We start from the raw sequence: 12,063 nt of genomic DNA, 5'->3' as shown, positions 1-12,063 counted from the left end.
GCGCGTGCTGCGTAGGGTGCACGCATGCCGATACCCGAGTTCGTCGTCGCCCTACGTGCCAAGATCGGGCATGCCCCGCTCCCGCTGAACGGCGTCGTCGCGGTGGTCCTCGACGACCGGAACCGGGTGCTCCTGGGCCGCCGCTCGGACACCAGTGACTGGGCTCTCATCACGGGCTGCCTGGAGCCCGGCGAGCAGCCGGCCGAGGGCGCGAGACGAGAGGTCCTCGAGGAGACCGGCGTGACCGTGCAGGTGGAGCGCCTGCTGTCGATCGAGGCCTTGGACCTGTCCGTCGCCCCCAACGGCGACCAGGTCCACTGGCTCGCCATCGGGTTCCGCTGCCGAGCCGTGGCCGGCGACGCGCGGGTGAACGACGACGAGTCCATCGAGGTCGCCTGGTTCGACCCGGACGCCATGCCGCCGCTGCCCCCGCACCAGGAGCGCTGCCTGTCCCTCGCCCTGGCCGGCGACGCGGACCCGTGGTTCAGCGAACCGATCGGCCTGAGGTGATCGTCATCGCGGCGCCCCGCTCACCACGGCGCGGCGCTGCTCGTATCCGGGCCGGGACACGACGGTGAGCAGGGCGTCGGCGACGTCGGCCCGGGCTATCCGGTACCGCGCCGGGCGGCGCAGGTCGGTGCTGAGCTGCCAGGCGCCGGTGTGCTCGCCGTCGGTGAGGGCTCCGAAGTGCACGACCGTCCACGCCAGCCCGGATTCCGCCAGGGCGGCGTCAGCGCCGGCCAGGTCGCGGAAGTCCCTGCGCAGCAGAGTGCCCGCCAGCAGCCGGATGATCGGGGGCGCGGGTGCGGTGGTGGCGGCGCTGCCGTACGCCAGCATGGTCGCCACCCGGGGGACGCCGGCCCGCTGTGCGGCGGCGACCAGGGTGCGATGGGCCGCGGCCAGGAACTTCGGCGCGGGGCCGGAGCGGTAGAACAGCGCGTTGCCGAGCGTGGAGATCACCGCGTCGTGCCCTTCCAGGAGGGCGGCGGCCCGGTCGTGATCCGACGTCACGTCGAGCAGGCCGATGCGAAGCCCGGGGTGCTCGGGAAGTCCGTCGCTCCGCCGCACCAGCGCGGTGACCTGGTGTCCGGCGCTCAGAGCCCGGTCGACGAGCGCGCGGCCGGTGGAGCCGTTGGCTCCCGCAACAGCGACCCGCATGGGCTTGCCCGCCATCTCTGATACATCATGTCTCACAGATGGCATGCTGATCCGGCGGCCCGCCCTGAGTCAATCCGTCGCGCCGATCTGAGGGCTGCGCCACTGTCGACCGCCCGCGCGGGCTCGTGGTCTACGGTGATGCCGTGTCCGAACGGCATCGAGAGCGATCATGACCAGCGAGCCGGTGTGGCCGCTCGCGAAACTGTCGGCGCTCCGGCTCGGCCGCCGTCTGGCGGTCGAGGTGCCCGCAACGGGGCCGGGGCGGCGCGCCTTCGTCGACATCACGCCGCGCGCCGTCGCCGGAGACGCACAGGCCCGCCACGAGAAATGGACCCACAAAAGCGATGCCCGATCCTTCCGGATAGAGCATTGGGAGTACGACGCCGACCTGCTCGACGGATACGACTACGACATCGGTTCGATATTGCTGCGCAGCGCCGTCGCCGCCGACGAGTCAGAACTGTTGACCGTTCTGCGGGAATGGCGCCTCGGCCCGCACCGGTTCGAGTACGCCTGGGACACCGCGGATCCCCGGTAGCCCGGCCGACATCGCCCGGATCATCACACGGACGCCGGCCGGAAGGAAGCGCTTGCTGAGTTGCTCCGCTCTCGCCGGCTGGTCGGCCCGGCGAGAGGCACGCAACCGGTGAAGATAGTGTGCTGCCGTGTGTTCTCTGACCGACCTCGCCTACGCGGGCCGGGCCAAAATGGATGCAGGACTCGAATTGGCCGGCCGTGTCGACTGACATATACGGTGCCATCGAGGTCTACCAGCTGGCGCCGCACGACGATCCGGCGGACATCGAGCCGTGGACCCGCGCCATTGACCTGTATCCGCTGTACCCCTACAACGTCTACCTGGCCTTCGGATGTCTGTTCGGCGTGCGGAACCGGATCGGCTGGGAGCCGGTAGCCGCGCGACGAGGTCTCCCCGCCGACGTCTCCGCTTCAATCCGTACGGAATTCGAGAACCACTCTCGCGGTAACGAGGCGGTCGGGGATCAGACATGGGTGTCGTGGGCCGAGTTGAAGAACTTGGACATGACAGTGACGCCGGGAGGTCGCGGTGTGCTGCGTGTGCGGTTGTCCGGAGGCGGATGCCGGTATACGCGCGTCGACGACGAATGGCCCGCGGAGATCGTCACCGAGTACGGTGTCCCCCCGCTGGGGCCAGTGCCGGCGGAGGCGGCGTACGGCAGTTGGCAAGTGAAGGACGTACGGATCGATTTCCTGGTCATGACCCGCAACGACGTGCTGGGGCCAGGCTCGGGATGGGAGCACGTCTTCGGGGTGATGCGGGCGTTGGCCGGACGGTTCGGTGACGACGGCGTACGCCTCGTAGCTTGGTTCGACTGATCCTTGTCCCGTCGGCGCTGGGCTGCCGCGCCGGTGTGCACGGCGGGTTCGCCGGTCCGCCACCGAATGATCGAATTGATCGAAAACCGATCTTGACCGGGTCTCTCCATAACCCGATTCTTCGGTGGTTGCGCGAGTATGCTCTAGCCTGCTTGTAGAACGTGTCCGGTCGCCGGCAATGGTGTTCCCGGCGTCCGGTGGGGCACTTTTCGAATCGATTTTCCGGCACCTTTGGTGTCGAGCTTCATCTGCCCGGGGCGGACTACTCGGTGCGCGACATTTTCTGGTGATCCGCTCTTCGGCTGATGAATCGTAGAATCGTTTTGGCGACTATCGCGACATGCCATCAGAGCCAGAAATAAATCAGACCAAGGAGTCACTTCAATGCGTCGTATCAATGTTTGGATAACCGCGATACCGCTTGCGTTCGTGGCGGCGCCCGCCCAGGCGGCCACGGGCGCCGCGGGGCACGACGCCTCGGCCCGTATGGGGTGCACCCGGCCTTCGTGGACAACGACGTTGCAGTCCGGCGGATTCACCAGCGACAGTGTCGCCATCCACACCGGCCCCAGCGCCGACTGCCACACGATCGCCTGGGGGGAGGCCACCGACTCGGTGGTCTATCACTGCTACCTCGTGGGCTCGGACGGCACCAGCTGGACACACCTGGAAGCGTCCGACGACACCCAGGTCGTGCGCGGCTGGGTGCAGGACAGCGAACTGGAAGACGGCGGCAGCGGTCACGCGTGCTGACGGGCCGCACACCCGGACTGCTCGGCGCCTGACGGGTGACCGTCCGGCGCCGGCGGTGAGGATCGAATCGGCTCGCCTGAGTGAACAACAGGTGGGTGATCAGGATTCGGCCAGGTCGGCTTCGAAGACCGCATGGGCGGTTCGCGCGTAGAGGCGGCTTCCGCGGGTGCTGACGAGGTTGATCCTCTGCAGCGGCGTCAGGGCGGCCGGGCCGTGCTCGACGATGGCCGCGTCGTGCAGCCGGCACTCGGTGAGCTGGTGGGGCTTGCCGTACCCGCCGATGAAGATCACCACGTCGTCGTGGACGAGCACGCCCCGCGCACCGCGGACCGGGCCCGGTGGAAAGGGGCGGGTTGTCGTATCGGTGATCCGGACCAGTGGGAAGTCGCTGTAGTAGTAGGCCCACGTGGTACGGCTGCTCACGTTCAATGCGTAGCAGCCGGCGATGTGACCGAATCCGGGTTGCGGCCAGTAGGTCCACAGCTGCCGGCCGTACTCGTCGAACCGGGTGAGACCGCCGGCGCTGAGCGGATCTCCGCCGTAGACGCCCTCATCGAAGTAGCTGACCCAGATGGTGCCCGGCTCGTCGACGGCGAGGTGCTCCACGCCGTCACCGACCCGGAACGACCGCAACGCCTTCCCGGACGGGCTGAAAACCTGCGCGTTGTGTTGCGCCGGCTCGAACGGCCTGCGTACGGATCGCCCCTGAACCAGCAGCAGACTTCCGTCAGCCAGCAGGCCCACCTCGGTCGGCGCCACCGTCACCCCGGTCAGTTCCATCGAACGCCAGTCGTCGCCGGCCTCGTGCAGGTGAACGCGTACCCGCAAGTCGGGAAGTCTGCCGCGGCGGCCACCCGACGCCGAGACGGCCACCAGCCTGCCGTCGACCGTCGCGTTCAACGCGACCAGTTCTTCCACTGCGTTCAGAACCGGCAGCTTCGCCATCCGGCGGCATTGCAGCGTACGCAAAGTCTTCCATCGCCTCCAGATCGGCCAAGATCGTATCGTCGCGACGGCAGACCGGCCGAGTACGCCTCGGGGCGCGGCGTGGGTGCTGGTGCCTCGGTCCGGCCCGTGGGAAGGGTCCGGCGGTGGCCGATGGCGGGTGCGCTGGGCTGTTCGGCGCTGCCCCTCGTCGCGGACCCGGTGTTTGCGGCATCGGATCTGCAGGTGTCGCTGTCGACACCGGAAAGGCGAGGCGCCTGGTGATTCGTACGGGGTATCTTCTGCCGCATGGATGAGCGTCAACCGGTGGTAGCTCACATCCGGCAGATGGCCTCGGACGGCCGAACCGCCTCAGATGTCTTGACGTGGCTCACCAGCGACGCCGGTCAAGGGAAAGGAATGTTCTGGAACTTGAGTTGCATGTTCCTCGCCTTCGAAAACAGTTTGTTCTCACTTCGGCAAATTGAACGATGGAGAGGCTTCGGGGATGGCGGGGTCCTGACGGATCCGGAGGTTGACGAAATGGTCGGACCTCTGGTGATCCGAACGAAGCCGATTCGCGATGAGGCCAGCGGTACCTGGTACTAGTATCAGTTCTACCGATCTTTCCATGTTGATATCGACTCCTGTTCCCCGAACCGGCCCGGCACTACGGCCGGCTCACCAATTGCGCTGCCACCTCGGCCGTGATCGCCTCGCCCGTGGCAGTGAGGCTCGTCATCAGCTCGTCGGCTCGGGCGCTCCCGCCGTGGGCGGGATCCCTCTTCTCGATGAGCTTCACCGTGATGACGGCGTTGCCGACGAGGGTCGTCTGCGAAAGGTCATCGGTGCTGCCTGTCACCTCGGCGTCGCTGGCGTCGGCGACCACGTAGGCCGAGTCGTACGGAGTCGCTCGTTCGGCCACTCGTACCGCCTGTGATGGAATTCCCGCCGCTCGGTCCACGGAAAAGTCGAGCGCCTGGGCGAACCAGTTTCTGGCCTTCTCGTGAGCGGTCGCCGGGTCAAGATAGAGCGAGACGGTAACGGTGACCCAGGGCGCTTCGCCCGACGACGGACGCCAGCCACAGTCGATGCGATCGAACGGAATCTTCTGGCGTACTGCCCCGGCGTCCTCTTCACCGAGAAGATCAACTCGGCTGAACGTCTACAGCCACCTGCCGACCTCGGCGGCATGGTCGAGGTCGCCTTCGACAGTGACTCCGGTGCTCAACCGGAGCGCCGGATCTTGCGCATGAGCATCGCCCAGACGCCGTAGCCGGATCCGATGTCGCCGGTGACCACCGCGGCGGCCGTGCCGGTGGACAGCGCGTTGGCGCAGTCCGGGCAGACCTCACGCCCGGTGATCGTCCTCTCGAACGGTTCACGGATGCTGCGACCGCAGTCGGGACAGTCCCGGCCAGACAACCCCATGGGAACCTCCAGGCGGTAGGGGATCTGAGCGTACGGGCGTCCCGCAACGGAACGAGACGCGAAGCCTAGAGGCCGGCCTTCGTCACCCCGTACTTGGCCTGGGCCAGGGTGAAGCCCTCGTACACCAGTTGATCGATGAGGCCCTGGCGGGAGAACGGCATCGACTTCAGGTACCGCTCGGCCATCCTCGCGGCCTGCTTCTTCCAGTTCGCGTGCTGCTTGTCCACGCCGTAGGTGGCGAGCTTCGTGCTGAAGCCCTCGTATTTCAGCTGCGCGATGAGGCCTTTGCGGGAGAACGGCATGGACTTCAGGTAGGCCGCCGCCATCCGGCGGGCGTTCTGCTGGGCGACCGACTCCCCGGCCGCGGAGTACGAGGCCGTGACGACGGTGTGAGCTGCGGCGGGCTTGGCCTGCGCCGGCGCTGGGGCACCGATGAGACCCAGGGCGACGAATGCCGTCGAGACGGAGACGAGGATCTTCCGCAAAATCGGACTCCTTCAGCGCTTCGGATGGTGTGCACTGCCGTGCATCATCGGAGGCGCGCGTGCCGGGTTGAGGGTCGCCGATCACGGTGTCAGGCGTTCGACCACGATGCTGTTGGCTCTGGTGGTGAGGCGTAGGTCGTACCTCCCCTGTGCGGTGCGCCAACCGGTCTCCTGCAGCGTTGCGCCCTCCTTGATGTCTCGCTGGGCCTTGCCGGCGACGGTGGCGCTGCCGGCGCCCTTTGCCGCGCGGACCCGGACCGGCGCGCCGGCCTCGGTGCGTACCGTGAGGTCGCCGACCGGGCCGGTGATCTTCAGCGGGATCGAGGTCTTCGGTTTGGGCAGCTGGAGCAGGCCGCGGGCGACCGCCGAGGTCGATTCGACGGTGGCGAGGCCGCCGGGCCTGGCGTCGACGTCGAGTTCGTTGGCGCTGCCGGTGAGTTTCACCGTCCACTGGACCGTGGAGTTGAGCACCACCTCGGCGCCGCCGGTGACGACCGCGTCGGGGGACAGGGTGAGCACCGAGCCGGCACCGGTGTCGGTGATCCGGGGAGGGATGCCCGGATCGAGGCCCAGGATGCTGTACAACTGATCGCCCATCGCAGCCGTGCGGATGCGCAGGGTCGTCGTGGCGCCGGTGATCTCCAGGGTTCGCCGGCGGGCCGTGCCCAGCGGGGCGGTCAGCGGCGCGACCGAGGGTCCGGCGGACGGCGGCCCCTCGACCACGGTGGGGAGCACGCGCGGCGGGTTCGCCCGGTAGGCCTCGGCCTGGCCCAGCAGCACGCCGACGGTCAGCGACACCAGCATGCCGGTGAAGAACCACAGTCGCCATGGCTTCAGAACCTGCTGCTCCTGGATGATCACGACCGGTTCGGGGGCCGCCGGTGTCCTCGCCGGCGGACCGCCCCGCAGCCGGGCAATGGTCGCCCTGCCGATCAGCCGTTTCCCCCGCGACGGCGTGTCCACCCGCCGCCCGGCCACCGGCTGCTCCCCGCCCGGCGACGGCGACCCTTGCGCCGGCGACATCCCGGCCGTCCCGGCTCGCGGCGGCGACCAGCCGGGCGACGCCTCGGCCGGTGCAGGTGGCGGCGATGGCCAGCCCGGCGACGCTCCGGCCGGTCCGGGTGGCGGCGTCCAGGCGGCCGACACCTCGGCGGTTCCAGGTGGCGTCCGGCCGGCCGACGCCTCGGCGGGTCCAGGTGGCGGCGACCAGCCGGGCGACGCCCCGGCCGGGCCGGGCTGTGGGTCGGGCCAGGCCGGCGCCCTTCCGGCCGAGGGCGGCTCGGAACCGCTCGGGGACAGGAAGCGAAGCTCGACGGGTGGGCGTCGTCGATCCGAGGACGGTCCGCCCCGCTGCTCAGCCATCGCACCTCCACCCGCCGGGACGCATTCCTCGGCGACACGGAGTACGGATGACGACCTCGTACCGGATCGATGAAGATCGCGTGATTCGAGGAGCGCAGATCAAGGACAGTTGTGGCGACGCGTGCCCGGGCCGGCGGTATGACGGGCGTGAGGGAGGCGATTGACGATGACAGGGACATTGAGCCCGTGGCCGCAGATCAGGCAGGGCGCCAAGGAACATCCGGTACCGACTCTGCAATACCTGCTGCGAGCACGCGGCCGGACGACGGTGACGGTCGACGGCATCTTCGGGCCGAGGACCGACGCCGCGGTGCGTGCCTTCCAGGCCGAGAGGAGTCTGACGGTCGATGGAATCGTCGGCCCGAACACCTGGAACGCGCTGATCGTCCAGGTGAAGCGGGGCGCCGAGGGTGACGCGGTCCGCGGTGTGCAGGAGGAGTTCCAGTTCCGCAACCTTTCCGGTGAACCGGCGCGGGGCCTGGCGGTGGACGGCATCTTCGGCCCGCAGACCGATGCGGCGGTACGGGGTTTCCAGTCTGCCATTCACGCCGACGTCCCGTCGATGGCAGTCGATGGCATTGTCGGCCCGATGACGTGGCAGGCACTGGTCAGCGGCATGCTGTCGTTCTAGAGGCCGGCCCGGGAAGGCGGCCGGCTGAGGAAGAGTGCCGGCCCGGGAAGGCGGCCGGCTGAGGAAGAGGGTCGGCCCGGGAAGGCGGCCGGCTCAGGAAGGCGGCCGGCTCAGGAACGTGACCGGCTCAGGAACGCCTGCACCGCGTGCTGGGCCTCCGGGCTGGCGAAGAGCGCCGCCGACCGTCGCGCGGCCTCCTCGCCGTCGCGGTCGATGCGGGCGACCAGGTCGCCGTTGACCAGCCGTTTGGTTTCGGCGAGGCCCTGCGGGCTGCCTTTGCGCAGCTCGGTGATGGTGTCGCCGACGGCGGCCGCCAACTCGTCGTCCGGCACGCAGCGGGTGACCAGGCCGACGGCGGCGGCCTCGGCGGCGTCGAACGTGCGCCCGGACAGGAAGACGTCGGCGACGGCCCGGGGTGACAGCCGCGCCAGCAGGCTCAGCGAGATCACGGACGGGGCGAGTCCGAGGCGGACCTCGGTGAGCGCGAACGTGACCGAGGCGGCCGCGATCACGATGTCGGCCGCGCCGACCAGGCCGAGCCCGCCGGCGCGGACCGGTCCGGCCAGTTCGACGACCACCGGCTTGGGCAGGGTGGCGATCTGGTGCTGCAGGCCGACGATCGCGCGCGGTCCGTCATCGGCCCGGCCCTGTCGTGCCTCGGCGAGGTCGGCGCCCGAGCAGAACACCCGGCCGCTGGAGCGCAGCAGCACGACGTGGACGCCGGCGTCCTGCCCGGCGGCGGTCAGGTGCTCGCCGAGCTCGGCGGTCAGCCGGCTGCTCAGCGCGTTGCGGTTGTGCGGGCTGTCCAGCGTGATCGTGGCGAGGCCGCCGGTGGTGTCCCGGTGAACGAGCGAGGTGGTCATGCGCGGGATCCCTGTCAGTACGAGCGGGGCAGCTTGAGGGAGAACTGGGCGATGAAGTTGAGCGCCATCTCGCGGCTGACCGGGGCGATCCGGGACAGCCGGACGTTGGCGAGGGCCTGGACCAGCCCGTACTCGGTGGCGAGCCCGTTGCCGCCGTGGGTCTGGATGGCCTGGTCGACGGCTTTGCACGCGGCCTCGGCGGCGGCGTATTTGGCCATGTTGGCGGCTTCTCCGGCGGCGAGCAGGTCTCCGGCGGCGTCGAGCGCGGCGGCCTTCTGGGTGAGCAGCCGGGCCGCCTCGACCTCGACGTGGATCTGGGCCAGCGGGTGGGCGATCGCCTGGTGGGCGCCGATCGGGGTGTCCCAGACCTTCCGCTGCCCGGCGTAGTCGACGGCCTTGCGCAGTGCCCATCGCGCGGTGCCGGTGGCCTGGGAGGCGGCCATGATGCGTTCCGGGTTGAGGCCGGCGAACAGCTGGTCGAGGCCGGCGTCCTCGCGGCCGACGAGCGCGTCGGCGGGCAGCCGGACGTCGTCGAAGAAGAGGCTGAACTGTTTCTCCGGGGAGACGAGCCCGGTCTCGATCGGCTGGTACTCGAACCCGGCGGCGCCGGTGGGCACCATGAACAGGGCGGGCTTGAGTTTGCCGGTCCGGGCGTCCTCGGTGCGGCCGACGACGAGGACGTGCCCGGCTTCGTCGACGCCGCTGATGTAGGTCTTGCGGCCGTTGAGGATCCAGTCGTCGCCGTCGCGGCGGGCGCGGGTGATGATCTGGTGGGAGTTCGAGCCGGCGTCGGGTTCGGTGATGCCGAAGGCGTAGCGTGCCTCGCCGGTGGCCAGGCCGGGCAGCCACCGCCGTCGCTGCTCGTCGGTGCCGGAGCGGGCGATGATCGTGCCGACGATGGCGGGCGAGACGACGAGCAGGAGCAGGGGGCAGCCGGCGGTGGCCAGTTCCTCCACGACGGCGGCGAGGTCGCCGATGTCGCCGCCGCCTCCGCCGTACTCCTCGGGGATCGAGACACCCAGGTATCCGGCCTTGGCTGCCTCGCCCCAGAGTTCGGTGGTCTTGGCGCCGCGGGCCGCGGCCGAGTAGAAGTACGACTCGCCGTACCTGCTGCCCAGCTGGAACACCGCGGCGCGCAGGTCGCGGCGTTCCTGGGACTCGACGAAACTGGTCAAGGCTTCTCCTCGATGACGGCGAGCACGGCGCCCGCGACGACCTGCCGGCCCACCGTCGCGGTGAGTCCGGTGACCGTGCCGTCGGTGGGCGCGGTGACGGTGTGCTGCATCTTCATGGCTTCCAGCACGACGATCGGGTCGCCCTTGGCGACCACCGTGCCGAGCTCGACGGCGACGTCGGTGACGGCGGCGGGCATCGGCGCGACCAGCGAGCCGGGGGCGACCGTGTCGGCGGGGTCGACGAAGGTGGGGATCAGCTCGAAACTCACCGAGCCGGCGGGACCGTCGACGTCGACCGACTGTCCGGAGGTGGTGACCCGGTAGGTCTCCCGGATCGGGCCGTCGCTCAGGACGACCAGGTCGCCGTGGGCGTCGGCGACGGTGACTCCGGTGACGAAGTCGGACACCAGGCGGCGTCCGGCCGACGAGTAGGTGACCGTGTACCGGTCGGGGCCGCGCCGGTAGACACGCCGGCGGGGCTGGGCGGCGGCGTTGCGCCACGCGGCGGGGATCCGGTCGAGCACGGTGGACGTCGCGGCGGCCCGGGTGGCCTGGCCGATGGCGGCGGCGAGCGCGGCCTTGGCCAGCGAGCGCGGGTCGGGGCCGGCGGTCCACCGGTCGAGGCGTTCGTCGAGCAGGGTGGTGTGCACGCGCCCGGCGATGAACTCGTCGTCGGAGAGCACGGCCCGGAGCAGGTCGAGGTTGGTGGTGACACCGTGCAGCCGGGCGCGGCGCAGGACGCCGTCGAGCAGGCGGATCGCCGCGTCACGGTCGGCGGCGTGGGCGATCACCTTGGCGAGCATGGCGTCGTAGTGGACGCCCACCTCGCTTCCGGCCTCGACGGCGGAGTCCATCCGTACCCCCGGATGGTGGGGAATGTCGAAGGCGCGGACGTGGCCGGTCTGTGGCGCGAAGGCGGCGGCCGGGTCCTCGGCGTAGAGCCGCACCTCGATGGCGTGACCCGTGATCGGAGGCGCCTGCGCGGGCAGCGGCCGGCCCTCGGCGACGGCGATCTGCAGGGCGACCAGGTCGAGGCCGGTGACGCATTCGGTGACCGGGTGTTCGACCTGCAGGCGGGTGTTCATCTCGAGGAAGAAGATCCGGTCGCCGTCGACGAGGAACTCGACGGTGCCGGCGCCGCGGTATCCCACCGCTTGCGCGGCGGCCAGGGCAAAGGCATGCAAGGAGGTACGGGTCTCGTGCGCGAGCAGTGGCGCGGGGGCCTCCTCGACCACCTTCTGATGGCGGCGCTGCAGGGAGCAGTCGCGGTCGCCCAGCACCCAGGTCGTGCCGTGGGTGTCGGCGAGGATCTGCACCTCGACGTGCCGTGCCGTGGGCAGGTAGGGCTCGGCGAACACGGTGCCGTCCCCGAACGCCGACGCCGCCTCCGCCTCGGCGCGCGCGACCTGGTCGGCGAGCCGGTCGAGGGAGTCCACGATCCGCATGCCCCGCCCGCCGCCGCCCGCGGACGCCTTGACCAGCAGCGGCAGGTCGGACGCGGTGACGGTGGCGAGGTCGGCCGCCAGGACCGGCACCCCGGCCGCGGCCATGAGCCGTTTCGCGTCGATCTTGCTGCCCATCGTCGCGATGGACTCGGGCGCCGGGCCGATCCAGGTGAGGCCGGCCGCCTCGACGGCGCCGGCGAAAGCGGCGTTCTCGGAGAGGAAACCGTACCCGGGATGGATGGCGTCGGCGCCGGCCGCGCGGGCCGCCTCGATGATCAGGTCACCGCGCAGGTAGGTGTCGGCGGGCGCGTTGCCGGGCAGCCGGATCGCCTGGTCGGCCTCGGTGACGAACGGGGCGGTGGCGTCGGCGTCGGAGTGGACGGCGACGGTCGCGATGCCGAGTTCGCGGCAGGTACGGAACACCCGGCGCGCGATCTCCCCACGGTTGGCGACCACGAGCTTGCGGATCACTGGAGCTCC

At 70.1% G+C, this 12,063-nt stretch carries 15 protein-coding genes; 6 read left to right on the top strand and 9 right to left on the bottom strand.

What is annotated here, in order from left to right; all coding sequences use genetic code 11:
* Positions 1-24: 24 nt before the first annotated feature.
* Positions 25-510, top strand: a complete 486-nt coding sequence (locus BM290_RS16630) for an NUDIX hydrolase (RefSeq protein ID WP_093614942.1) — start codon at positions 25-27, stop codon at positions 508-510.
* Between the two features lie 3 nt (positions 511-513).
* Here the strand turns inward: BM290_RS16630 and BM290_RS16625 are convergent, their stop codons facing one another.
* Positions 514-1,173: an NAD(P)-dependent oxidoreductase gene (locus BM290_RS16625; protein WP_177319749.1), complete on the bottom strand. Its 660-nt coding sequence runs from the start codon at positions 1,171-1,173 to the stop codon at positions 514-516.
* A gap of 154 nt (positions 1,174-1,327) precedes the next feature.
* Here BM290_RS16625 and BM290_RS16620 point away from each other — a divergent pair, with 154 nt between their 5' ends.
* From BM290_RS16620 to BM290_RS47300, 3 genes are all read left to right on the top strand, one after another.
* Entirely contained in the window at positions 1,328-1,696 is a 369-nt protein-coding gene (locus BM290_RS16620) for a hypothetical protein (protein ID WP_203779204.1), read from the top strand.
* A 197-nt stretch (positions 1,697-1,893) separates the two neighbouring features.
* Entirely contained in the window at positions 1,894-2,514 is a 621-nt protein-coding gene (locus BM290_RS16615; RefSeq protein ID WP_143133776.1) for a hypothetical protein, read from the top strand.
* A gap of 384 nt (positions 2,515-2,898) precedes the next feature.
* Complete coding sequence (locus BM290_RS47300; RefSeq protein ID WP_143133775.1) at positions 2,899-3,267, top strand: hypothetical protein; 369 nt, start codon at positions 2,899-2,901, stop codon at positions 3,265-3,267.
* A gap of 99 nt (positions 3,268-3,366) precedes the next feature.
* On the opposite strand, the gene BM290_RS16605 is transcribed toward BM290_RS47300, so the two are convergent.
* Positions 3,367-4,212 (bottom strand): hypothetical protein, encoded by an 846-nt coding sequence (locus BM290_RS16605; RefSeq protein ID WP_093614934.1) that lies wholly within the window; start codon positions 4,210-4,212, stop codon positions 3,367-3,369.
* Between the two features lie 288 nt (positions 4,213-4,500).
* Here BM290_RS16605 and BM290_RS47295 point away from each other — a divergent pair, with 288 nt between their 5' ends.
* On the top strand, positions 4,501-4,800 hold the full coding sequence (locus BM290_RS47295; RefSeq protein ID WP_143133774.1) for a hypothetical protein: 300 nt from the start codon (positions 4,501-4,503) through the stop codon (positions 4,798-4,800).
* A 61-nt stretch (positions 4,801-4,861) separates the two neighbouring features.
* Here the strand turns inward: BM290_RS47295 and BM290_RS16600 are convergent, their stop codons facing one another.
* The 4 genes from BM290_RS16600 to BM290_RS16585 form a co-directional block, all read right to left on the bottom strand.
* Positions 4,862-5,080, bottom strand: a complete 219-nt coding sequence (locus BM290_RS16600; protein ID WP_143133773.1) for a hypothetical protein — start codon at positions 5,078-5,080, stop codon at positions 4,862-4,864.
* A gap of 338 nt (positions 5,081-5,418) precedes the next feature.
* Entirely contained in the window at positions 5,419-5,622 is a 204-nt protein-coding gene (locus BM290_RS16595) for a hypothetical protein (RefSeq protein WP_093614930.1), read from the bottom strand.
* Between the two features lie 65 nt (positions 5,623-5,687).
* Positions 5,688-6,107, bottom strand: coding sequence for an Ltp family lipoprotein (locus BM290_RS49135; protein ID WP_203779202.1), 420 nt, complete (start codon positions 6,105-6,107; stop codon positions 5,688-5,690).
* Between the two features lie 81 nt (positions 6,108-6,188).
* The gene (locus BM290_RS16585; RefSeq protein WP_143133772.1) at positions 6,189-7,130 is read right to left on the bottom strand and encodes a hypothetical protein; all 942 of its coding nucleotides are present in this window, start codon (positions 7,128-7,130) and stop codon (positions 6,189-6,191) included.
* 505 nt (positions 7,131-7,635) lie between these two features.
* Between BM290_RS16585 and BM290_RS16580 the strand changes: the two genes are divergently transcribed.
* Complete coding sequence (locus BM290_RS16580) at positions 7,636-8,100, top strand: peptidoglycan-binding domain-containing protein (RefSeq protein WP_093614926.1); 465 nt, start codon at positions 7,636-7,638, stop codon at positions 8,098-8,100.
* Positions 8,101-8,210: 110 nt separating this feature from the next.
* Here BM290_RS16580 and BM290_RS16575 read toward each other — a convergent pair whose 3' ends face one another.
* From BM290_RS16575 to BM290_RS16565, 3 genes are read right to left on the bottom strand one after another with little or no spacing between them, the layout of a single operon-like run.
* Complete coding sequence (locus tag BM290_RS16575; RefSeq protein WP_093614924.1) at positions 8,211-8,963, bottom strand: enoyl-CoA hydratase-related protein; 753 nt, start codon at positions 8,961-8,963, stop codon at positions 8,211-8,213.
* A gap of 14 nt (positions 8,964-8,977) precedes the next feature.
* Positions 8,978-10,138 carry an acyl-CoA dehydrogenase family protein gene (locus BM290_RS16570; protein WP_093614922.1) on the bottom strand — a complete coding sequence of 387 codons (1,161 nt, stop codon included), beginning with the start codon at positions 10,136-10,138 and terminating at the stop codon, positions 8,978-8,980.
* Complete coding sequence (locus BM290_RS16565; protein ID WP_093614920.1) at positions 10,135-12,054, bottom strand: acetyl/propionyl/methylcrotonyl-CoA carboxylase subunit alpha; 1,920 nt, start codon at positions 12,052-12,054, stop codon at positions 10,135-10,137. Before BM290_RS16565 ends, BM290_RS16570 begins: the two co-directional genes overlap by 4 nt.
* Positions 12,055-12,063: the final 9 nt, after the last annotated feature.

It is taken from the genome of Actinoplanes philippinensis (genome assembly GCF_900113015.1).
In the GTDB taxonomy this organism is placed as follows: Bacteria; Actinomycetota; Actinomycetes; order Mycobacteriales; family Micromonosporaceae; genus Actinoplanes; species Actinoplanes philippinensis.
Note: the sequence above shows the minus strand (reverse complement) of the source record. Positions and strands in the feature narration are given on the sequence as shown.